Origin of the sequence: Variovorax sp. PBL-E5, from assembly GCF_901827185.1 — a bacterium.
Classification (GTDB): Bacteria; Pseudomonadota; Gammaproteobacteria; order Burkholderiales; family Burkholderiaceae_C; genus Variovorax.
In genome coordinates this window covers 22,107-45,355 of the sequence record NZ_LR594672.1, presented here as the reverse complement: position 1 = coordinate 45,355, position 23,249 = coordinate 22,107, and the positions used below count along the sequence as shown (strand labels likewise).

The following is a 23,249-nucleotide window of genomic DNA, read 5'->3' as shown; positions in this document are numbered from 1 at the left end:
TCCTTATTGCCCGGCGGGAGTCGTAGGGGGAGCGGGAGGCGGCGTAAGGTCTGGAGCTGGCGGCGCCACCTGCGGCGGGGGCGGCGCACCGACGGGCGCAGCCTGCGTCATCCGGGCGTCCCGAATATCAAGCGCCTTCCATCGCTTGTCGGCGTACTCCACCTTTGCAACGTACGAGTTCGGCTGCAAGGACTGCAGGCGCGGCCAGCGCGAGATTGGCAGGTCGTCATAGTTCACGCGGCTCACGGCGGAGGCTACCGGTGCGTCGTACGGCTGGTATCGCGTCACCATGGAGCCCACCAGGGCAAAGAAGCCGGTCACGAAGAACACGGCGCCCAGCACCAGAAAACGAGTTCGCTGGTTCAGGGCAGGCGACATGCGCTCGCGCGGCGCCAGCCAGGCGGTCGGTTCCTTCGTGGACGATTCCGGCAGAAGAATGGCCGACAGTCCCGTGGCCTGGCGCTCCACTTCGACGAGGCGCGTGCCCGTGCGGATGGTCACCTTCGCCGGCTCGTCCGCGCGATAGGGGCCGAGGCTGTCGAAGTACTTGATGATTTGCGGCAGGTAGGCGACGCCGTCGCCGCCTTCGTGCACTTCGTAGGCGTAGCCGTCCCCGAGCTTGAAGGCGTCGTAGAAAGCCATGGCCGGCTGGTCGAAGTGCTTTTCCGCCACGCCGAGCGCGTACTCGCGGGCGTCACGCTCGCGGACCTCCGGCAGGTAGCCGATGAGGATTCGAATGGGAGCCGAGCGCAGCACGGTCGTTGGCTCGCCCGGGGACGCGGCGGTCGGGTCTTCGCTCACGGCGGACTTCATGCGGCTGCCGAAGAAGCGCTTCCTCGGCTTCATGACCGGCAGCGCGTCTGCGGCCTGGGCGGTCGCCTCCTCTGCGATGGGCTCCAGGGCCTGGCTCACCGGCTGCTCTCCCGTGGGGAGGAAGTCGCTCTCGCGCCACTCCTCATCGAACGAAGGCTCCGAAGGTTGCTTCGGGGCGGGGGATTCTTGGAGGTTGTTCATCTGCGTCCTTACTCCGCCTTGCCCGCGTTCAGGCGGCCGCCGGCCTTGCGCTTCTCGGCGGCGGTCGGGTTGGCCTTGCCGGGCGCGAGCTCGAGGTAGTCCTCCATGCCAGGCTCCGACTCCTCGACGAGCTGGCCGATGCGAACCACGCTCGAGCGCACGACGATGAACATGCTCTGGCGGTCCAGCTTCAGGGTCTGCGATTCAGCCTTGGTGCCCTGCAGGAACAGGGGTGAGCCGAAGCTGTTCGAAATAGAGTCGTAGGCCAGGCCGCCGACGACCACGGTCTGGCCGGGGCGCATGCGCAGGATATCGTTGAAGCTGCGTTCCGCCGTCGTCGGCTGGGTCAGCTTGCCGAGCTGGTTGCCCGCGGACAGCTCGTTGAAGGCAATCACGGCCTTGATGGCAAGCTTCATGTCCACCGTCACCGTGTTGGCAGCCGAGTCATAGGTCGGCGTCATTTCGACGGTGATGCCGTCGTCAGCCTTCTCCGTCTGCGTCGAGCCCAGCGCGGTGTTGTTGTTCGCGCCGGTCGATTGCGTCACGCCGATTTCCTTCACGTAGGGAATCTGGGTGAGCGACTTGAACTCGACCTTGTTGCCGGCCACCGTCTTCAGCAGGACGTTCTGCTTGGTCTCGGCGTTGCCGTACGTTTGCAGGAAGTTGAACATCCCGGAGAAGTTGAAGCGCTGCGTGAAGATGAGGCCTTGCAGAGCGCCGCCAGCGAAGCCTGCCTGGGACACTGCGCCTGCGATGCTGCCCACAGCGTTGGCTGCATCGGCGACGGCGTTGCCGGTCGTGCCCGTCGTGCCCGTCGTGCCGGTCGCTCCGGTCGTGCCGTTGGTCCCGGTTGTGCCGGTTTGTCCGTTGATGCCGGTGCCGGTCGTGGGCTGGTTCAGGTTGAGCGCTTTCTGCCAGGCCTGGATATCCTGGACGTTGCCGCCAGTCAGTGCCGCCAGCTGGAGCTTCTCCCAGTCCACGCCCTGCTTGGCGTTCTGGTTCAGGGTCACGTTCACCACCGCCACCTGCAGCGTCACGAAGGCCGAGTTGTCCGTCATGCGGCCGAGGTAGTGGCGAACCTTGCGGTACTGCGAAGGGGTGACGTCCAGCGAGGCCATGCCGGCTTGCCACGTAACCGCACGCTCCTTGATGCCAATGGCGTCCAGGCCTTTGACCAGCACCTCACCGAAGGTGTTGTCCTGGGGGACGCTCACGGCGATGCGCTCGGTGCTCGAGACAAGGACGGCGCCTTCGTTCCAGGTGAACCAGACATCCGTTGCGCGACCGATGGCGCTCAGCAGCTGGCCGAGGGTGCCGTTGAAGCGCGGCATGTAGAAGCTCTTGCCGGCGGCCTGTTCATCCGAAATCAGAATGGGAACGCCCATCTCGCCCAGCACGGCGACCACGTCCTTGACGGTTGCACCCGGCTCGAGGCTCAGCTGCACCTTGCGGTTCTTGACTTCAGGCGGGAGGGAGAACGGCGTCATGATGACGATGGACGCCTTCCCCTCCTTCACCACCGGTGCCGCGTCCCAGCCCTCCGAGATGGACATGGCCTGCTCCGCCTTCAGCGAGGTATTCGGAAGGTCCTCAGGAAAATCCTTGGGGGTGATGGTGGAGCAGCCCGCCAGCATGACGGCTGCGGCCACGGCGACGAGTCGCAGGGTCTTGTTCATTTTCAAGGGTTCCTTATTTCTTCGGGGCAGGCTTGCCGACGCTGGACGGCAGGTCGCGCGGAGTGGGCGCCGCGGGCATCGGAACCGGAGCCCCGACGGTCGCGGCGGGAGCGCCAACCTGCGCGGCCGGGTTGGAGACTCTGCGGATGAGTTCCTTGTCAGCGGCCTTCTCGAACACGTACGTGTTGGTGCCGCGGTAGATGCGCAGGCCGTTTACCGTGCCGACTCGACTTGCGTCCACTTCTTCTTCAATGGTGGGTTTGGAAAGCACGATGGGCATTGCCGGCGCAGCCGGTACGGGTGCCTGAACGACGCCCGGCGTGGCCAGCGGCATTCCCGGTTGCGACTGCTCCACCACGGGGGCCGGCTGCGCGGGCTCCACGGGGCGCGCGAAGGGATTTGGTGCGGACTGTGCGAGCGCAACGCCGGAGGCGGTGGCCAGCAGCGCCGCGACGGCAAGGTGAAGTTTTTTCATCGGTAGAGAGGGGCGAGGTTCATAGTTCTAGGCACAGGCGTTTAAACCTCGGCCGGCGGCGCAGGCGGCTTTTCTCTCGGCGTAGCTGGCTTGAGCACGCTGCCCAGCAGGTCCCCCTTCGAGATGGCGGTCCCTGCGACGGTCGCGGCGTTTGTAGAAGCCGATGGCGTGAAGAGCGTCCCGGAGATGGCAACGTCGTACATGCTGTCCTCCTTCGGGAGCTGCGTCATGTACTCCTCAGGCACGTCGATGATGATGACGCCCTTGAACTCCAGCTTGCCTGCCTTGACGTTCCACAGCGCCTCCTTGACCTCAAGCTTCGTACTCTCGTGCTTGCGCACGAGCCAACCCTTTTCGTCCAGGGCCTTCAAGAGTGCCAGGGTGAATGGCTGGAGGCGGCTGCGCTCCTTCGGATTGGGGGCAAGTGCGCCGCGCACTTCCTGTGGCAGCTTCGCGAGCACGGTGTCGCGCAGCTTGATTTCAAGCATGTAGACGCGGTTCTTCACTTTCCAGGCGACGGCCTGCACGCCCTTGGGCAAGCCGCGGCTCTGGAACGAGAGTTGCGGAAGCGCCTGGAGGAAGCCCTCCAGGATGAGGTCCGGCAACTCGAGCTTCTCCAGGGTCTGGGTCTTCTGCTCGGTCAGGGCTTCAGCCTGGGCGCCATCGGCTGCATCCAGGATTTCGCGCGCTTGCCGGTAGATGGCAGGGTCGCCGTTGACATCAGGAATCTGGCGCGGGCGGCTGTGGAACTTGACGGCCATCATCACCGCATTGCGGTCAGCTTCCGGCAGGGCCCACCACGAGGTCAGCGTACCGAGGATGCGGGAGGCCTCGCGGTCATGGTCCTTGATGGCCGTCCAGGTATCGCCACGCTTCACGTACGCCTCAATTTTCCCGAGCTCGTGGGCTGCTGCGACCACTGCCGACAGGCCAGGGTACCGGCGATGGGTCAATGCCTTGGAGGCAAGGTTGAGGGCGTGCTCGAGAAGGCTGACCCTCACGCCTTCTCCGGGGTATGCGTCAGGGTGCGCCGAAAGCGTCCCGAGGACGTCGCCGAGCAGCACACGCTCTTTTTCCGTCATGCGCGACAGCGCCGAGTCGTCGTCGGCGCCCAAGTCCAATTCATCGCGCGGCCAGGTCTTGGGCAGCGGGAGCTCGCCGCGGGTGATAGTGACCTCGCGGAAGGAGCCCGAACCCGCTTCCCGCTCTGCCCGTTCCTTGCTCTGGCGCGCCGCCTGCGTCCATACCAGGCCCAGGCCAACAGCTCCGAACATGGCAGACCCCAACAGGATGGGAGCGGTCCAGTATGCGAGCACCGAGATTTGCACCCGCCAGGCCCCCATGATGGAGATTTCCGCCGGGACCTTCAGGTTGATGAAGGGCAGGAGCTTCTGCAGGGCGACCAAGGCCTTGTAGTTCGTCTCTGGCGAGGCCAGGGTCCACCAGACGGTGGAGAAGAGGAACCAGAACAGCAGGACGACGATGAAACTTTTAAGGAGCTTGGGGCGCATAGGTGGTGTCGGGGCTTAAAGGCGGCATCACCGTATAGCTGAATCGTTTATGTGCAGCGGTGCCTACACGTCCGAGCGATACCACTAGCCGCTTGACTGATACTGACAGTGCTCGTATAATTCGTAACACTGACAGAATTCGACTGTCACTCGTTTTAGGCCCAACCCCAACCGCCGAAGGAATCACATGACTGCAGCAGCCACCACCAAGCAACAGCCGAAAACCACGTACTTCTACAAACTGTTCCGCGTCAAGCGCAGCGACGGCCGCGTGACCACGGTTTCCCTGAACCCCCTCCTGGTCACCCAGGCCTGCCGTGCGGTTCCTGGTGGTTTGCCTTCCGTGAACAAGCTGGTGCGCGAGGCTGCCGCCCGCTTCGAAACCGGCATGTACAAGAACTGCTCCGGGTACGTGAGCAAGCAGTTGACCGCTGCTGTCGAAGTGGCGCTGGTCGAACGCCGCTCCAATCGAGTCGCCAACGATGCCATGAACGCCGTGGCCGCCTGAGCTCTAGCTCCCGCCTCGAACGCCGCCCTCGGGCGGCGTTTTGCATTTCCAGGACGCAAAAAAGCACCCGGACGTCAATCCGGGCGCTTAAGCAGGGTCAGCGGGGGTTGCGCTGCCGTCGATAGGTCTCGAAGACCAGGTTCAAGCTGCCGTCCTTGACCGCGACTTGAGCATCGAGCTGAAACACACTCGCGTCTATAGGAGGGCCGAATGCATCGGCATCTATAACGTTTGTGTCGACTTGTGTGACGTAAAGCGTATCCGCAACCCGAATCGCTCGCTCGTACAACGCCTGGCCACCGATGACGAAGACCTTGGCGGGGCGGGAGGTACCCGCCAGCGCAAGCGCGTCTTCGAGGCTGCTGCAGGCGAAGCCGCCTTCGTGCTGGAGCGGTTTGCTGGTGACCACGATGTTCAGCCGGCCTGGCAAGGGGTGCATCGGCAGCGACTCCCACGTCTTGCGCCCCATGATGACCGGGTATCCGCCGGTCAGGTCCTTGAAGTGCTTGAGGTCGGCCGGCGCGCGCCACGGCAGCGTGCCGGCTTTACCGATGGCTCGACTTCGGGCTTGCGCCCAGATGAGGCAGAGTTCCATGATTCCTTCGAGTGTCTGACGGGCTTTGGGTGCCCCGTGTAGGAATCAGCGACGCCGCACTCATAAGACAACGCCCGTTAGGGTTTTCGCAACGGGCGAGAGCAGTGTCGGCGAGCGATGTACGAGCGCTTACTGGAGGGCGACCGACGGCATGGTCTTGTTGGCGTTCGTCGTGTTCATCAAGCCGGCCGGCAGCGGGGGCGGCGGCAGCGTCGCGGCCTTGTTGGCCGGAATGGACGGCGGCAGCGCGGTCACGTTGGACCCGGGATTGAAGGAAGCACCGCCCACCGGCATGCCCGCACCCAGTAGCACGGGGTCCTTCTTGGCGTCGGACACCACGAAGCGGCCGATGGTCTGGTCGTGAACCTTGAGCGTGCGGCCGCCGACGTTGGCGCTCTGCGTGTTGATGACCTTCACCGGGCCTGCGGGGCTCATCTCGCCGTCAGCGATGGTAGCCACGTTCCCGCGGATGTCGAGCACGACCGAGTTCTTGCCACCGACCGAGATGACCGACAGCAAGGTTGCCGGAGGAATCGCCGCGGCCTGGGCGGCTTGAATCTCCGCTGCGCGACGCGCAGCAGCTTCGGCCTCTGCCTTTTCCTTGGCGAGCGCCTTTGCCGACTTCTTGACCGGCTTTGGCTCGCCAGATTGCTCCTGTGCCGAAGGCTTGGGCTGCGGCTTCATGGACTGCTCGACATCCCGCAGCTGGAGTTCTTCCTTTTTGGTCTGCGTCAATGCCTGAGCGGCTTCCACACCCTTGCGAATCGGGACGTTTTTGATTTCTGCTTCCGTGCTCGTCTGCTTCAACCGCTCTTCCAGCAGCTGGGAGCGGTAGCGCGCTACCTCGAGCTCACGCTGCAGCTGCTCGGTCGACAGCGGCTTGCCGTTGAACGGATTGACGAAGCTGCCAGCTTGGTCCGAGGAGGTGCCCGGCAATGCCACGGGGGCTTGCGAAGGCACTGCACCCAACGTGGCCACCGCGCCCGCGGTCAACGAGGACAGGGTCGGGGCTGCTGGCGCCACCGCAACTGCCGAAGCAGGGGTTGCAGCGGGCGCCGCGATGGCGGCGGGCGCATCGGGGGCCTTCGCAGGCGCCTGAGCGAACGCTACCGAGGACAAGCCAGCCAGGGCCAGGGCGAGGATGAGAGGTTTGGTCATGAGATTTTCCGTTTGCTCGCAGCTATAGCGAATGGGTTTAGTAATTGCCGACTGCCACGCGGGTCACGTAGAGGTCTACGCCAGCCGGCGCAGGGACCCGGGCCGCCAGGATTGCCGTGTAAGGCAAGATGCCCGTACCTGTCGTGGCGGGTGAGCGAACGCGCTGGCTGCCGAGCTGCTCGTCGTAGTTCGCGACGATGATGTTGTTGTTGCGCTCCCACGCGGTGAAGGCGTCACTGGCGCTCACGCCGATGTTTGCCAGTAGCGCGTCCGCGTTCGCCCAGCCGCCTTCCGTGCTGGCGACAGCGCTCGAGGCGTCATACCGCTGGCTGAAGTAGTCGCGCGTGATGTCGCGGTCCGCATAGGACAGGAAGCGCATGCTGAAGTACGCTTCATAAGATGTGGCGACGCGAGACATCCGGCGCAGCGTTTCTTTCAGCTTCGGGTACTGCACGTCGTAGCCAGAGACGGTGATGCCGACATCGTCGCCGCTGTAGTTCATCAAACCATCCGCAGCCATCCGCGTGCCCGGCGCCAAAAGGCTGTCCGAGCCCGCGGAGACGATGGAGATGTTGCGGTAGTAGAGCGTTGTGCCATCCACGGGCTTCTGGAGTTGTCCGGAGACGAATACGCACCATGCGTTTCCGTAGCCGTCTTTCGCGGCCTGGGCCCCTGCGTCGCTGATGAGCGTATTGAGCTGGCGGAATGCGCTTGATTGCAGATTACAGTTGCCGGCGCCGTCGATGGTGCTGGTCACCAGGCCGAAGAACTGGCCGGCCGGGAGCGTCTCGGCTTCGTACGCACGCGTCTCGTACACGGCCTGAAGGCCCTGTCGAATGTCCTGCATACGGCGGTCGTTGTCGATGTTCTGCTTCAAGCCGAGCCAGGGGCCCACGGCTCCGATGACCATGAACGAGACGATGGTGATGACCGAAAGCGCGATGAGCACCTCGGGGAGCGAGAAGCCTCGCTGGCGACGGGCGCCGAGGGTTGACTTAAGCAAGGCCAAGCTCCTTTCGAAGGTTTGCGGGGTCGTAGGAGGCGTATAGCGCCTCATCTGCCGTGATGACCCCCGACCGAACGAAGTTGCGCAGCGTCGTGTTCAGGAGCACCTGGCCGAACGAGGAGCCGGTGTCCATGTGGTTGAAGATGGCGGACGTCTTGCCATCTCGGATGGCAGTCTTGATGTCGGGCGTGCAAATCATCAGCTCGGCGGCAAGCACACGGCCCTTCCCGTCCGCACGGGGAACGAGGGTCTGGGTCACGCAGCCAAGCAACGCCTGGGAGAGCACCATGTGGGCCCAGTCGCGGCGCTCGGCGCCGAACTCACTGGTGAGCCGCTCCACACTTTGGCGTGCCGAGTTGGTGTGAAGCGAGCCGAGCACCAGGTGGCCCGTGGTCGCTGCCGCCAGCGCGGTCTTGATGGTCTCAAAGTCACGCAGCTCACCGATGAGCAGAATGTCGGGGTCTTCGCGCAGGGCAGCGCGCAAGCCGTTGGAGAACGAATTGGTGTCGCGGCCAATCTGGCGCTGGTCGACGAGGCAGGACTCCGAGGTGAGAAGGTACTCCACCGGGTCTTCCAGCGTGATGATGTGGGCGGACTTTGACTCGTTCAGGAAGTCGACGGTCGATGCGAGCGTGGTGGTCTTGCCCGAGCCGGTGGCGCCCGTCACGAGCAGCAGCCCCTTCGATTGCGTAAGCAGGCGCTTCATGTAGCCGTCGGGCAGGCCAAGCTGCGCCAACGGCGGTGCCTTGTCCGGCAGGCGTCGCATTGCGACCGCCAGGCGGCGACCGTTGGTCAGATACAGGTTGCATCGGAAGCGGAACTGGCCAACCTTGATGGCGAAGTCGAGGTCCCCTGCTTTCTCCTCCAAAACACTCTGGATGTTTTCGGCGGGAACGCCGATATGCTGCTGGTGCTTCTTCAGCAGCGTCTGCATCTGGTCCCGCGTCACCTTGGACGATTCGGAGCGCACCACCTCGCCCTGGAGACGAACCCACATGGGGTCTCCTTCCTTCAGGATGATGTCGGTAACCTGCGGCTCGGCGGCGGCTTGCTGAATGAGTTCGGAGAGCATCAGAGGGGTGGTTTAGATTTGCTGGATGGCACGCATGGTCACGTAGCCCCCAAAGGGGTTGGGCGCGCGGAACACCATCGTGAAAGGCGGTTCGCTGGTCTCGCTGTCCTGCCAACTCGAGGCTTCGATGGGTGCTCCCCATCCGGACACGAGCTCATCTGAGGCCAAGCCGAGGACCAGAGGGAGATTGGTCTGGGGCACCCACGTGCTGCCGACCAGGGACACCAGCGGGCGGTACGTGTCGAGGCACTGAAGCTCGTTGATTGCTCGCAAGCTCGGGTTCGCAAGGTCAATGCTCTCGTCGGTCAGGCAGGGATTTCCGGCCACGCCCGGGCCCGACGGACCGAAAGGCGTGCGGAAGTAGTTGACCGAGATGTTCTTCTCGGCGTCCTGCAGCATGCGTGCCTTGAAGAAGGCCTGCGCCTTCAGGGCCACACGCTCCAGGCGGCGCTGCGTCTCCAGTAGGGCCGCCCGATGGATGTCGCGGGAGTCCATCGTGATGAACTGCCGGGGGCTGCACGGCAGCGACTCGTCTGTGCATGACTTGAATTCGCCAGTCGCGGCGAAGCTCGCCAGGTCGGGAGGATTCGTCTCGTCCGTCTCGCTTGGATAGAAGAGCACAATACGCCGGTAGAGCAACCCCGACTCGCCAGGCAGTAGGTTCGACATGGCGCCACTCAGCCCGTGCCGTACGGGGATGTTGGCGCCTGCGAAGATGTCTCCGAACGTGACGCCGTTTCCGGCCGACGGATTGTCCAGCTCGGTCGCGTGCTGCTGGTACAGGCCCATGACCTGGGTCTTGTACTGCTCGAGCAGGGCCTGCATCTTGGCGGGGCGTCGATTGGCTTCCTCGCGAGTAAGCAGGCCGGAGTAGCCCAGAACGATGGACAGGGCCACCACGCTCGCCATCAAGACGAACACGAGCAGGCCGAAGCCCTCTTGGCGCACGGGCCGCAGCCTGCTCATGATGGCGTCCTTCCCGGCTTGGATTAGCGGGTTTCGTCGAACAGGATGTCGAACGTGCCCGGGGTGTCCGAGGACAGGTTCACGTCGGTGCGGCACTTGTCCGTGGAAAAGTCGCCCTTCGATTCCGGGTTGCCGTTGCACTCGTTCAGGCCTTGGCGCACGACGTCGACCGGAACGTTCGAGAAGCGCACGTAGTAGCGCTTCCACGTGGTCCCGCTGATGACGACCGATTCGGGCGCATCAGGGAACGATGCAGTGACTTCAGAGCCAAGCTTGTCGAACTTGATGGCGCCCGTGGTGGTATCCGTCGGGTACTTGGCCATGTAGGCACTCGTCCAGTTGGTACCGAAGGTGCGCGCGCAGTAGTTGTTCGCGGGAACCGCGGCGGCGACGGGGTCGAACAGAGCCTTTGCGTTCTTGACGTAGCAGCCGGTGTCGAGCTTCAGCTTGATGTTGGCTTCGCCAATCTGCTTGCCCAGGTTCAGCATGGCCTGTGCCTTCGTGCGCGCGCCGTCGAATGCGCTGGCCGCAAGCAAGGCCATGATGGTGAGAATCGTAAGCACGACCAGCGCTTCGATGAGGGAGAAGCCGCGCTGGCGCAGCGAACGATTGCGGGGGGTTTTCATGGAGGGTAATCCTTAGACCGATGTAGGCCTGTGGTGTAGGGAAGAACTTTTATGCATCCGCAATCACGGGCTATCAGGCCCGCACGCTGGAGCACCTTTGCACTCGCCTCGCGCTCTCACGCAGGACTCGCACCTGACGTCTAGCAACCACGCCTCAGAAATCAGGGCAAGCTGGCCGCTTTTTTGCAATAGCTGCTCGAAACACGCCCTCATGCGCAGCGCACGGACAAAGGCCCCAACGAGGGGCCTTGACAAAGCTCACGATAAGGCGCGGGATGTCTACTTGACAGTGCTATTAGGCTGAAACCTATGGCGTTATAGGTTCGACATTACCGAGGCCATCATGGGATAGTAGGTCATCACAAAGACCAGCAGCAGGCCCAAGCCGACGAACAACACCGACAGCAACTTGACGTTTTCTTGCAGCAGGTCGGTCATCACTCGAACGTCTTCCTCGAGGTTCTTGGCCATCTCTGTCATGCCCTGCACGATGGAGCCCGAGGACACTGCGGCCTTGATACCGTTCATGACGACCGGCGGGAACCCCGCATTGGTCACGGCGTCGTCCAGCGGCCGGCCCGCGTCGATGAGCTTGCCCATCTTGTGAAAGGCGCGCTTGGAGTCCAGACGCTTTGCCGAGTCGCCAACGATGACCGCCGCCTCTTTCGCAGGAATCGCCGCGTCATAGAGCAGCACGAAGCTGTTCCAAAGTGCGGCGTGGTCCGACTTCACGGATAGCGTACGCAGCGACTCGATGCGGTCGAGCATGTCCTTGAAGGTCTGCGACCTCAGGAAGTATGCGATGCCTGCGAAGGCGCCGAAGTACAAGCACGACGAGATAACCGTCGTGGTCGTGTGTCGGGGCAGCCCACCATTGAACAACTTCACGAATTCAAAGTAGTTGGCGATGAAGGGCGAGAAGCTCAACCGCAGTCCGGTCTGCTTCAGGAAGGTCAACGTCATCGGGGCCATGAATACGATGGCAGCCCAGATGAAGAGAACCATGAAGACCGCCATCACCTTCGGGATGCGGAACGTCGAGCTCACCGAGCGACGGATGGCATCCGTGCGCTGGATTTCCTCGCCTAGCGAGATGAAGGACGTGGCCGCCTTGCCCGCCTCGGCGGTCGACTTGATGGAAAGGCAATCCCGGCGGGGAAACCCGGCGGCCAGCATTGCCTGGTGCTCGGACTGACCGTCAATCATCGCCTGCCGCATAATCATCACGGCCTGACGCAGGCGCGGGTCGCTCACATAGTCGATGGCCGACTCAAGGCCATCGCCCAACGATTTGCCGTTCTGGATGCGGCGGCCCAGCGTGATGTAGAAGCGGGCAAGCTCCTGGGTGTCGAACTCTTTGCTGAAGACGCCCTTGATGGTGCCTCCAGCGTTGAGCGTCACGCGCAGTGGCTTGAAGCCAGCCCGCTTGAGACGAGCGTAAGCGAGCGGCTTGCTGGCTGCGTGCACCATCCCGTTGAGGACCATCCCCCGCCCGTTCTTAGCCGTGTAGTTGTATGCGCGTTCCATTGAGTCGAAAGCCGATGTGTTGGTTGACGTCTAGCGCTGTGGCTTAAACGCTCTTGTTGGCAACGCGTTCGAGTTCCTCGCGACTGGTGATGCCCTGGGCAACGAGCCCCAGGCCGCAGGCCCACATCGACTTGCTCTCAGGAAGGCCCGCCCGCGCCACAGCGGTGGGCGTTGCGCCCTGCTCTACCAGCTCACGCACCGCTGGGGACATTTCGAGAAGCTCATAGACCATCCGGCGCCCACGGAATCCGGTGAAGTTGCAGTGAGGGCAGCCCCGGCCGGCGCGGCGAGGATTCTTCGCCATGTTCCCGAGGTAGCTCGCGTCTGCCAGCAGTTCGTGCGTTTCGACCGTGTCGTCGGGCACGGCGCAGGCGTCGCACAGCGTCTGGACCAGCCGCTGCGCCAGGATGCCCAGCAAGGAGGCGCCCAGCAGATTCGAGTCGACCTGCAGTGCCTTCAGGCGCGCCAGAGCCGACACCGCGCTGTTCGTGTGCAGCGTGGCGAACACCAAGTGGCCAGTATTGGCCGCATCCATACAGATGGATGCGACTTCCTTGTCCCGGACTTCGCCCACCAGAATCACGTCGGGCGCGTTCCGAAGGAGCGCCTTGAGCCAGACGTTGTACTCGTCCCCTTCGTTCGATGCGTCCTTGCGCACTTCGAATTGCAGCCAGAGCCCGTGCTTGTACTCAATTGGGTTTTCGATGGACTGGATGCTGCGCTCGACGGCATCGATGTCCTTTAGCAGCGCGTAGAGGGAGGTGGTCTTCCCTGAGCCGGTCGGGCCCGTCACCAGGAAGAATCCTGTGGCTGTGCGGGACACGCGAGACAGCGCCTTGCGGGTTTGGTCGTCGAAGGGCAGCCGAGACAGGTCCGTGGCGGCGGAGTTCTTGTCAAGAATCCGGATGACGGCACTGTTGATGCCGCGGGACTGGGCAAGCTCCAGGCGGAAGCCGAAGCGCGATGCGATGTCGTGGTGTTCCTTCTTGTCCTCGTCGGTGAACTCGACGACGGTTTCCTTCGGACGCAGCCGCAGCTCTTCCGCCTTGGTGTTGTCCTGGACCATCTTGGTCAGCAACCGCTTGTACATCGAGATGTCGATGGTGCGAAATATTTGGCCGACACCGTTCACCTTCAGGCGCACGATGCCCACGTGTTCCGACTGGTACAGGTAGAGGTCGGAGGCACCGGAATAGCACGCATGGCGCAGCAACGAGAAGTAGATGGTGCGAATCAACCCAAGGGTCGAGTCGTCTTCGTCCTGACGCCGCGAGAGGGCGCTCTTCTCTGTGTACTCCTTGACCGCCAGGTCGAAGGCCTCAGCCGTGTTTGCGAAGAACTTCAGATAGACGTTCTGGATGGTGTGCTCGCTGGCCACCACCACCTCTGCGCGAGACTCCTGGTAGAAGGAGTTCAGTGCAGCGTTGACAGTGTCGGCGTCGGGGACAGCGACCATCAGCGTACCGTCCGGCCGGCGACCGACCGGGACGAACTTCTTGAAGTCCGTCAATTCGAGGCCAGCGAGGTCCTCTGCCTTGATGTCGTCGACCTTCTCGGCACCGAAGTACTCGAAGCCTGTCTGCAGGCTCACGGCCTCGGCCACGCGCTCCCCGGTGAGAAAGCCGAAGTCGCGCATGATTTGCGCTAGGGACTCCTTGGTTTCGCTCGCGCGGTTGAGCGCGATGTCGACGTGCGACTGCTTGACACCCATGCCCAGCAGAATCTTCTCCAGCGACTTCTTGGAGAAGATTTCGTCCGTGCGTGGCGCATGTTGGGGGCGCAATGCCACCGCACGGCCAGTCTCGAGCGCCGGTAGGGGCAGCACTTGTGCGGTGTTCACGACCACGGGTTCAGCGGAGAGAACCGTGCGCGCGGGAGCCTCCTCGCGCGACGAGGCCGGAGGCACGACGTGCTCGGGCTCCCGGGGGCGCGAGGCGGCGTGCGCCGGCCTGGCGGGGGAGAGTACGGACGTCTTGCTGCGCGAGCCGGAGAGGAAGTCGAAGGGAGAGGGTTTTGCCATGGTTTCTGGTTTCGGCTCAGGGAGCGGGGGTCAGGTCGCCGTAGACGCGAAGCCCGAGTTCGTAGGCCTGGTCCTGGACCTTCAGGTGCACGACGCTCAGCGGATGTGCCTGCATGTCCTTGATGTAGCGCAGCAGGCCCAGGTAGTCCGAGTAGGTGCCGCGAATATTGACCCGCATGCTCTGCACCTTGGTGCCAGGAATGACTTCGGTGAGCGTGTCCAGCGGCGACATGCTGCCGCTCGCGGCAAACTTGCCCGGCGCGACGGACGCCACAGTGACTGCGTGAGGCAGCCGACGGTTGTAGACGTCAAGCATCACCGCGGTGACCGCGTCCTGGAGCGACTTAGAAGACGTGTCGGGCGTGAGTTGACTGCTGAGCTCCTGATGGGCGCGCTCGGCTTCCTTCGCGGCGCGTTGCACGGATGCGAGGCGCGTTTTTGCGGACTCGGCCTCCTGCGACCACTGCTTGACGTAGTAGCCGCTAGTCGCTGCGATAGCGACCAGCGCTACCAACAGGAGTTTCGCAGTTGACTGTGACTTGGATGACATTGACACCTCCGCTCACCCCGGGCATTGTTTTCGTGCACTCTTCTGGAGGGGTGAGCTTCAGAAGCTGTTGAATCTCTTCGTTTCGCAGTTCGCTGAGCGCGCTGGGCTTGTTGTTCACGAAGCCGCCAGTGGTCAGGGGCATCGACACCACATAGGTTTCGCGCGCAGCGGTCGCATCGACCACCAAGGTGGAGCGAGGAGCCCAAATCGCAGCTGCACGTTCTGAGAGACGAGCAATATCTAGCGACTGGCTTTTGCCAAAACTGACCAGTGAGCTTGCAATCAGCGTCTGGTTCTTTCGGTCGAAGGCATCTGCCTTCTTCTGAGAAAACGAAATGGACGACTTCGTACTGGCCAAGCCGGTCTTGAGCACCGCGGCATAACCGGCGGTACCGATGGCCGCAGCGGCAGCGACCATGACGGCGCCATTCAAGAGCGAACTGACAGAGATGCCGTTCCACTCGGCCTCAGCCGGGTAGAGCTGGAGCTCGCCAGACTGCGCGACCAGGTCCGCATTGGAGAGCTGGACCGTCTGCGAATCCGGGCTCAGGCCGCGTGCCGACTGGAACTGCGCCAGGGTGAAGGCCAGGTTCGTAGGATTGAACGTGACCTGAGGCGCGCTGAACTCGCCGTCCACGCTGCGGTAGTAGAGGATTGCAACCTTGCGGCCGCTCTCCGCATCTTCCAGCAGGATGAAGACGATGTGGGCGCCCTTCGGCACCTCGCGGCGAACCATCGCACGCTCCACCAGCAGCAGGCCTGGGCCGACGCGCATGGACAGCTCTTCCAGCCGCTCCACCGATGTCGCGTAGATGGCCCCCAGTTGCTTGGCAGCGTTAATGATGCGCACCGACTCGCCAACGCCTTCGGAGAGCGCCAGGTCGCTGCCCTGCCGGTAGGTCGTCTTCGGGCCCACCGCGAAGCGGACGTCCTGTGCGGTGAGGCTTGCCGCTTCCTTCACGTCGCCTTCAGGCACATCGAGCAGGCCTTGCGCCGAGACATGGAAGCACGCGCGGGTGCCGTCCTCACGTGCGAGTACCAGGTGGAAGGCGCCCCTTGATTGGCGGACCTTTCGGGGCGCTTGGGGCTGTTTGGCGGGCTTTGCCGGCTTGCCGGCGCTGTCGCCCTTCTCTGCCGACCTTTCGGCTTTCGCAGGGGCGCCACCCTCAGAGCTCGAGGAGGCCTTTGGAGGCTTGGCCCCGCCGGCCTTCTTGCCGCCGAAACCAAAAAACGACTTTTTAGTTGCGCCTGGTAGAGCCGCGGCCACCGTCGCCGGTTCCTTCTTGTTGGCGAAGCGCGCCTGAAGGCTCGTACGCGCAGCGGATTGCGCCACCTCAGAATCAGTTCGGTCTGCGCCCCTTTCCGAGGGAGCCGCGGGTGCCTGAGGCGCAGCGTCCGGTTGACGCGCCTCCTCGGCCACCACCGGCGGTTCTGCTTCGAACGTTTCGTCGACGGGCTTCCGAGCCGCTGCGGCCTTCAACTTCAGGCCTAGGCCCGCAGGCTTCGTGGGCTCCTCAAAGGCCGGGCCAGGCGAGCTCGTCGGCTTGGTGTCCGTGAACGGCACATCCAGCGCAGGCTCGACGCGCACGGAGGCGTCCACCACCTCCTTCGGGTTGCGAATGAAGAGCCCCCGGCTGCCGTCGTCCGAGCCGCGCAGCGGCACGAGCACCTCAGAAACGCTCTCCGCACCGTCGGCGGTCTTCGACTTGGCGACGAAGAGCGAGAAGTCCTTGTCCGGCGGACGGACCGCCTTCAGCCCCTCCGGCGTTTTCTTCCTGATGTTAAGAAGCATGCGGCGCCCCTGTTAGAGCGATTCGCTCATGATGATGTCGTTGTCGGTCGGAGGAATCACGTTGGCGCGCAGCAGGATGACGACCTCCTTCGAGGTGCTCTTCTGGCCGGTCGTAGACGCGATGCTCGTGTCCTTCACGTCCTTGTTGTAGCGAATACCGCCCAGAATCAGCGTCTTGCCGCTTTCGGCCACAACGCGCATGTAGGTCTGCTTGTTTGACTGCGTCGGGGCCGTCAGCGTGCCGTTCAGGAAGTTCGAAAACGAACCGACCGACGACAGCACCGGCAGCAAGGTGATTTGCACCGAGCTCTTGTTCACGACCGAAGGCACCGCCGAGAAGCTCACGCCGTCGATGGCGAACGAGACGGAGCCAGACACCGTCGGCGCGCCGGCGGAGCCGCCCGTCGTGGTGTTGTTCGTCTGCTGGACGCTGCCCAAGTAAGGAATCTGCGTACCGTCGAAGTACGTCGCCGGGTTGTTGTTCAGCGACACGAGCTTCGGCTGCGACACGATGTTGACATCGGTGAACTGCATCAGCGAATTGATGATGGCAGCCGAGCTGGCGGTCGTGCGGTAGCCGCCGAGGCTTCCCTGGGCTGCGGCCGACGCGGCGGAGCCAATGAGCGAGCTCATGTCGCCGCCGGCGGCCTTGACCGCAGCGGAGGCGAGGTCGGAGCTGCCCCCGGCAAACATGCCGCGGCTGGCGCCGTTCAGCACGCGGCCCCACTGGATGCCGAGGCTGAAGTCCTTGGTGAGTGAGACCTCGATGACCGAGGCTTCGATTTCCACCTGGGTCATGGCGTCGCGCGCGAAGTTCTTGATGAAGTCGCTCATGCGGCGTAGCGCCTGGGCGTTGCCCTTCACGGACACCACGCCCTGGTCCGTCACCAGCACCTCGGCATTCTTGCCGGCCATGTCGGACATGAACTTAATCAGCGCCTTGCCGTCGGTTCCTTCCTTGCCGGCGATGGTGAATTCGGCCTTCAGCGAAGTTCCGCCGGCGCTGCCGCCACCGCCGCTGCCGCCCGAGCCACCGCTCGTCGAGGCGGAGGAATTCGCGGGGTCACCGCCCACGTTGTACTGGGCCTGCAGGCTCTTGAAGACGGCCGAAGGAAGGCGGAAGTTGTAGGTGGCGTTCTCCGCGATGTACAGCGTACGGTTGTCGCGGTCGAAGACTGCGGCGTAACCCGCAAGGAACGCGGTGGTGCGGATGGCGTCTTCGCTGAAGGAGCCGTTGAAGTCCACGGTCACCTTGCGCATGGGGTCGACGCCCTCGCCGTAGGCGACGGAGTAGCCGAGCTTCTTCGACAGCTCGCTCACCAGAGGCGCGAACGGCGTGCTGGCCGCCTTCACGTAGACGTCGCCACGCTTGGCAGGGGCTTCCGTGCGACGGAAATCGTTCAGCGGCTCGGTGATTTCGCGCACGCTTCCGCTGGCCCCCTGCTTCACGAAGTCCTTCACGGCGGCGGCAGCGCGTGCGTCCGTGATGTCCTTGGCCTGCTGCTGCGTAGCGAAGGGCGTTGCGCAGCCCGAGATGAGGGTGGCAACTGCAGCAGCGATGAGAAGTCGTTTCGACATGAATGGTGCTCCTTAGAAGTCGAGTGCCGCGTCAGCAGGCCGAACGACGATGTGTGACTCTTGTTTGTAGATGTCTGCCGACACGCCAAGCGGCGGCAGGATGTTGGCGAGGACCTCGCGAACCGAGGCACCCTTGTAGGTAAGCGACCGCTTGGCCTCAAAGCCGCCGTCGACCTTCCATTCCATGGTGTAGCCGTTGGTACGGGCGAACCGGACGATGGCGACCTCCAGCGGTTCACCTTCGTTGACCACGAGTTCAAGTGCGGCGACTGCGGCAACCGGTGCATCCGTGGCGCTCGGCGCGCCAGCTGCAACCGGCTGCGCGCCTGTACCTCCGAGGACCTGACCGACCACGCTGCCGCCAGCAACGACGTGAGTCCCGGCGGGGTCTGTATTCCCGGGCGCCGCAGGCAAGATAGCCTTGGCTGCGAGGTTCGGATAATCGCTACCCGATTGGGCGACTGCCATCAGGACGCCTTGTCCTGTCGGGATGTCAAGCGACACAGGCGAATAGACGCCCATGGCCTTCTTGAGGAGCGTCATGTCTTCTTCGGCCGAGTTGCCGAGCAACGTGACAGGACCGCGTAGGGTCATCTCCGGCGCTGCCCAGACCAGGCGAAGGTGGAAGCGGTTCGCGATGCTTTGCGCGACGGAGCGCGCCGAAGGCTTGTTCAGCGCGACGGCCTGCGTGTAGACGAAATCTTCCGTGTCACCGATGCGGGCTCCGGGAGACGGCAGAAGTGTGGTCGGAGCGGCATTCAATGCTTCGGTCATCTGGGCGGCAAGCGCGATGTTCACGGGGGGCTCTGCTTGGGCGACGGCGACCGGCGCCTCGGGGGAGCGGGCAGCCGCAACAACGGCAGGCGCGGCCAAATGCCCGACAACGGAGGTTGGAGCCGCGAGTACCGGGGCTGGCACGGTAGCGTTGAACGGACCAGGCTCCGCAGTCACAGGCGCAAGAGCGGCACGAACCGCCGCCGAAGTGGCCATTCGCTTCTCAGCGGAGGGCCGCTCAATAGGCGCAGTCAGCAGGTCATGCTGCTGTGACGGCCCAGCGGAGGGCGCCGCAACCAGGTCAAGGCCGAGAGCGGGCTTGAGGACGAGCTTGTCTTCCAGCACGGACAAAGGGCCGGACGTCACGGCCCCGACCGGGGCGGTCCCGGTGCCTGTCGTTGGGGACGCGCCGACGACCTGAGCGGGCTCGGCCTTGGCAAGGACTTTTTCCGCGGGCTCGGGCGCATCGCTCACGGCGCTCGAGGTGGAAGGGCCCTGAGCGACCGGTGCGGCTCCCAGGGAAGCCGTGCCACGCGTTTCGACAGCCCTGCCGGTCACGTCAGACGGCCCCAACGTCACCGTTGCAAGCGGCGCGTCGAACGTGGTATTGGAAGTTTTCTTGCGCACTGCGAATTTGCCACCGGCTGGCTCTCCCGCAAGAGGAGTCGCCAAGGCAGCGGAGGACGCAAAGCTGGCCTTCGAAGCAGCATCTGCGGCCGTAGCGGCGGGTGCCCCTGCCGCGAGAGGTTCCGTCTTCAGGTGGTTTTGGGACGAAGCGGCGGTGCTTGCCACCTTTTCAATGACGCCGACGGCGAGCGGCTTGGGTTCAAAGCGCGGCAGTGGCGTGGTGGCTGCTTGCAGGACTTCCGCACGCTTTGCGCCGTCATCCAGTGCCGCTTCGGTGGTACGGAGGTAGACAGACTTCGACGACCAGTCGACGAGCACGTTGATGTTGGAATCTTTGGCCAGGTCGGCCAGGACGGAGGTCCATTCCTGGCCCACCTTCCACGACATCGACTCAGGCAAGGCGGCGGGTGGCTGGACATAGGTCCGCCAGCCGGCGGGAACGACCGTACGGAGCCCCTTGGACGTGGCAACGCCAACGCCATAGGTCTTCATCACGGATACGCTTTGCTCGGGCTGCCCCGATTGCTCCAAGCTTGAAGCAACCCCTGTTTGGCCAAACAGGGTAAGGGCGGCCCCTAGCACGAAGGCGTGCACAGGACGGGTCATGCAGGGTCTCAAGAGTTTGCAGTAGACCCCGTATAGGGAGCGCCGGTTTATATTCGCCGCGCGTCGGCCTAAAGCAAAAAATGGGGCACCCTGCAGGTACCCCTTTTCTTCGTGCCCGCCAAACCTGGGGCCGTTGTTCGGTCAGTCCAAGAATCCCTTGTCGATTTTTTCCATTCTCATGTTCCTGCCGGCGTTCTGTGCAAGTGCGCCTACCGCAGTGTTGGAAACCTTCGTTTCGTCCCGACCCGTCTGATTGGCCTCGGCCGTTCGCTGGGCTGTGCGGTTCGTCTCCTGGGTCCGGTTATCGAGTTCCGCACCGGTGTCGTTTACGAACTGGTTATAGGTCGGTGCGACGTTCGGCATGTCGCCAGCAGCGCTGCTCGAGCCGGGGCCAAATGCACCGCCGCCACCGCCGCCACCGCCGCCACCGCCGCCACCGCCGCCACCGCCACCACCGCCGCCGCCGCCGCCGCCGCCGCCGCCACCAGCGCCACCGCCACCAGCGGGAGCACCTCCGCCTCCGACACCGAAATCGAGGCCGGTCCCTCCGCCGGTACCAAAGGCGCTGCCGCCACTGCCACCGAATGCGCCGCCACTGCCGCCTACGGCCGCAGAGGTCGTATTGAAGTGCTCAGCGCTTCGTGAACTGAGCTCGTTGAACCTCTCCCTAATCTCTGCTGCAGAGCCCATGCCCCGCGCGGCTTCGACTTGCGACATCAACTGATTTACGCCGTCGAGGGTCATGCCGCTGCTGAACGAAGCGGTACTGGTCAGGGACTGCATGTGCTCAAGCCCGGCGGTGACGCTCTCGCTGCGCTGTAGCGCTTCGCTGGCGGCCTGACGGAAGGCAACCTGGTTGTCATGGCTGCGCATCATCCCGATGACTTCTGCGTCGCTGCGAGTCACCGTATGGGTATTCCCCGAAGACGCCGTCCCGGATTCCTGCTTCGAAACACTGCTCGCCGTGCTCGTGCCGTGGGCTGCTTGGTCCGCCTTGTTATAGGCCTCTTGCTGCTCCGTTTTCGTATTCCCGTTCATGCCGGCCGAGGCGCCGGCCTTGATAGGCGAGATGCCTCCAGGCATGCCAACTCCGAATTCAGTGCTCGCCGTCGTGCCCATGCCCTGTCCCCGCTGCCCGCTTGAACTGTTCGTGCTGCTGCTGCTGGCCGAAGTGTTTTCTCCGGCTGAGTTGCTCTTGGTAACCTGTCGAGCCATTTGCATCGCCTGGTTGTATGCGTCCGCCGTCATCACGCTATGGTCGCCCTTTTGGTAGCGGCTCATCGCGTCGACAGTCGAAGCCGTGTTCTCCTTCATCGATGAGAGGTTGTGCGAGACGGACCGCTGCTCCGCCAGCTTCTGGCCAATTGACTCGCTCAGCTGCTGCTTCGCGTCCACCGTCGCTCCGTGCATCGAGGCACTAGAGCCGCCCGCTGCCTGCACGACGTCCAACGCACCCGCGTTGGCAAATGCGTTCGTGGCCTGGAACCCGACCGCCGAGGACATCGCGGTGTTGAATTTGTTGGCACTATAGTTGTCCATCGACATGTTGTTCATCGAGAGATTGCCTGACGCTGCAGCCGCACCCGCCTGGCTAGCGAACTGGGACCCCACGCCGCTCGAGATGAATTCGGTAAACGCCATGGCGCCCTTCACGATGCCCCAGGTAATCATGGGCACCATCGTTCCGAGGAACTGAGCGGCAATCACCATGTTCTTGGTCTTCTCATTGAACGCGCCCTTGCTGTTCATGGACAGGCCGCCGTCGACATTCAACACGCCGGTGAAGGACTCGGCCGCGAAAGATGTGATGACGAAGTTGATGATGGCGAAGCACGGCATCCACAGCGTGAGCCAAATGAGAATCTGGGCGTAGTTCTTGAAGATGCCCGCTCCAAGACCGGGCACTAGAAGTGCGACGATGATGAGGGGAGTGATGGCAAAGATGAATGCCTGCAACACGGTGAAGACGTAGCCCATCATGTTGTTGAAGGTCGAAAATGATGCGACCCACGCGGACTTCTGCGACGCTTCAGCCTGCGAGGCGCTCGCTGCCTGCATCAACTCGCTGTTGCCGGTTTGGGCGGCTGCAGTACGGAACGAGCCAGTCATGGAGTTCAGAAAGCCCTGCTGCAGGATGTAGCCGCTCGGGCTGCTGAAGCCGGAGGCCACCGAGCCGGGTGCGGCCGCTTGGGCCAGCATGGAACGGAACGCCGTCTCAAACGGAACCATGATGCCTGCCTTTTTCCAGGCTTCTGCACCGCGTCCAAGCATTGCGGCAGCGTGGGCGTTCATGTCCTTTTCGATATTGTCGTACGCCTTCTCGCAAGTCTCTACGGTGCCCATGCCGCCCAGCGTTCCGCCGGGCGTAGCCGCTCCGCCCTGGTCGGGGATAGGGAAGTACGTTGTCATGATGGACTTGTGCTGGGCGGACTTGTAGGTCTTCATGAGGTCGTTGGTGCGCAGCAGCGCGTCGACGCCAGTCAGCTCGCCATCCTTTCCGGGGCCCTTCAGCTTCAACAGGGCCATTGCAGGCACGACGCAATCGGCCGTATACGCGGACAAGGATTGCTTGAGGGCCGGGTAGCTGAAGCCGTACTCGTTCGACTCCTCAACCATCTTCGCAAAAAGGTTGAACTGACCCGCAGCTCCGCCCGTGAGCTTGAACTCAGCCGGAACCGAAAAGTAAGTCTCGAGAGACTTGGTGAAGTACTGCCCGACCTGTGAGGTCAGCGCGGAGGGAAGCGCCACCAGTGCGGGGACGCCGGTGACCACCCAGGAATCCTGCTGGCCGGCTTGATTTACGACCATGTCGTGCACCTGCACGTTCACGACAATCTTCGTCGTGAACAGTGTCACCATCCAAACCAGGAAGATGTAGCCAAACATCTTCATCAGGTTCTTGCCTGGGTCGAATCCGGCCTTCACCGCCAGCACCAGGAAGCCAAGGGTGGCCATCAGGAGCAGCAGGAGTGTGAAGCCAGAGTCGCCGGCATCCGGCACCATGAGCATTTTCACGCCCATCATGATGTCGTAGATGACCCGGCCATTTCCGAAGACGATGAGGTCCCACGAGTTGCCGTCGATGGGGTTCAGCGTCGACGGGGCGGCCAACGCGAGTCCCGGAGCAAGAAGCGCGGCCACAGCGAGAATGAGGTAGAGGAAGGGCAT

General features: G+C 63.3%; 18 protein-coding genes. 1 reads left to right on the top strand and 17 read right to left on the bottom strand.

The annotated features are described in order from the left end of the window. Positions 1–3 precede the first annotated feature (3 nt). From WDLP6_RS27660 to WDLP6_RS27645, 4 genes are read right to left on the bottom strand one after another with little or no spacing between them, the layout of a single operon-like run. On the bottom strand, positions 4–1,014 hold the full coding sequence (locus WDLP6_RS27660; RefSeq protein ID WP_068673511.1) for a hypothetical protein: 1,011 nt from the start codon (positions 1,012–1,014) through the stop codon (positions 4–6). A gap of 8 nt (positions 1,015–1,022) precedes the next feature. Continuing rightward, positions 1,023–2,690 (bottom strand): hypothetical protein, encoded by a 1,668-nt coding sequence (locus tag WDLP6_RS27655; RefSeq protein WP_068673513.1) that lies wholly within the window; start codon positions 2,688–2,690, stop codon positions 1,023–1,025. Positions 2,691–2,703: 13 nt separating this feature from the next. Continuing rightward, entirely contained in the window at positions 2,704–3,165 is a 462-nt protein-coding gene (locus WDLP6_RS27650; protein WP_068673515.1) for a hypothetical protein, read from the bottom strand. Positions 3,166–3,206: 41 nt separating this feature from the next. Next, a complete protein-coding gene (locus tag WDLP6_RS27645) occupies positions 3,207–4,676 on the bottom strand; it encodes a hypothetical protein (protein WP_068673517.1) in 1,470 nt (489 codons plus the stop codon). Positions 4,677–4,863: 187 nt separating this feature from the next. On the opposite strand from WDLP6_RS27645, the gene WDLP6_RS27640 reads away from it, so the two are divergent. Further along, positions 4,864–5,184, top strand: a complete 321-nt coding sequence (locus tag WDLP6_RS27640; protein ID WP_068673519.1) for a hypothetical protein — start codon at positions 4,864–4,866, stop codon at positions 5,182–5,184. Between the two features lie 97 nt (positions 5,185–5,281). On the opposite strand, the gene WDLP6_RS27635 is transcribed toward WDLP6_RS27640, so the two are convergent. The 13 genes from WDLP6_RS27635 to WDLP6_RS27575 form a co-directional block, all read right to left on the bottom strand. Then, positions 5,282–5,779, bottom strand: a complete 498-nt coding sequence (locus WDLP6_RS27635; RefSeq protein WP_068673521.1) for a dihydrofolate reductase — start codon at positions 5,777–5,779, stop codon at positions 5,282–5,284. 129 nt (positions 5,780–5,908) lie between these two features. Further along, positions 5,909–6,937: a hypothetical protein gene (locus WDLP6_RS27630; RefSeq protein ID WP_068673523.1), complete on the bottom strand. Its 1,029-nt coding sequence runs from the start codon at positions 6,935–6,937 to the stop codon at positions 5,909–5,911. A gap of 37 nt (positions 6,938–6,974) precedes the next feature. Next, complete coding sequence (locus tag WDLP6_RS27625) at positions 6,975–7,940, bottom strand: type II secretion system protein (RefSeq protein WP_232076910.1); 966 nt, start codon at positions 7,938–7,940, stop codon at positions 6,975–6,977. Continuing rightward, positions 7,933–9,015, bottom strand: a complete 1,083-nt coding sequence (locus tag WDLP6_RS27620) for a type IV pilus twitching motility protein PilT (RefSeq protein WP_068673528.1) — start codon at positions 9,013–9,015, stop codon at positions 7,933–7,935. The genes WDLP6_RS27625 and WDLP6_RS27620 overlap by 8 nt, the downstream gene beginning before the upstream one ends. A 12-nt stretch (positions 9,016–9,027) precedes the next feature. Continuing rightward, positions 9,028–9,981 carry a hypothetical protein gene (locus tag WDLP6_RS27615; protein ID WP_068673530.1) on the bottom strand — a complete coding sequence of 318 codons (954 nt, stop codon included), beginning with the start codon at positions 9,979–9,981 and terminating at the stop codon, positions 9,028–9,030. 23 nt (positions 9,982–10,004) lie between these two features. Beyond that, entirely contained in the window at positions 10,005–10,607 is a 603-nt protein-coding gene (locus WDLP6_RS27610) for a type II secretion system protein (protein ID WP_068673532.1), read from the bottom strand. A 315-nt stretch (positions 10,608–10,922) separates the two neighbouring features. Next, complete coding sequence (locus tag WDLP6_RS27605) at positions 10,923–12,134, bottom strand: type II secretion system F family protein (RefSeq protein ID WP_083944114.1); 1,212 nt, start codon at positions 12,132–12,134, stop codon at positions 10,923–10,925. Positions 12,135–12,177: 43 nt separating this feature from the next. Further along, the gene (locus WDLP6_RS27600; protein ID WP_162570708.1) at positions 12,178–14,154 is read right to left on the bottom strand and encodes a GspE/PulE family protein; all 1,977 of its coding nucleotides are present in this window, start codon (positions 14,152–14,154) and stop codon (positions 12,178–12,180) included. Between the two features lie 16 nt (positions 14,155–14,170). Then, entirely contained in the window at positions 14,171–14,575 is a 405-nt protein-coding gene (locus tag WDLP6_RS27595; protein WP_068673538.1) for a hypothetical protein, read from the bottom strand. A gap of 61 nt (positions 14,576–14,636) precedes the next feature. Beyond that, entirely contained in the window at positions 14,637–16,496 is a 1,860-nt protein-coding gene (locus WDLP6_RS27590) for a hypothetical protein (protein ID WP_162570707.1), read from the bottom strand. A gap of 12 nt (positions 16,497–16,508) precedes the next feature. Continuing rightward, a complete protein-coding gene (locus WDLP6_RS27585) occupies positions 16,509–18,074 on the bottom strand; it encodes a type II secretion system protein GspD (RefSeq protein ID WP_162570706.1) in 1,566 nt (521 codons plus the stop codon). A gap of 12 nt (positions 18,075–18,086) precedes the next feature. Beyond that, on the bottom strand, positions 18,087–19,967 hold the full coding sequence (locus WDLP6_RS27580) for a hypothetical protein (RefSeq protein ID WP_162570705.1): 1,881 nt from the start codon (positions 19,965–19,967) through the stop codon (positions 18,087–18,089). Between the two features lie 255 nt (positions 19,968–20,222). After that, entirely contained in the window at positions 20,223–23,249 is a 3,027-nt protein-coding gene (locus WDLP6_RS27575) for a conjugal transfer protein TraG N-terminal domain-containing protein (protein ID WP_197893624.1), read from the bottom strand.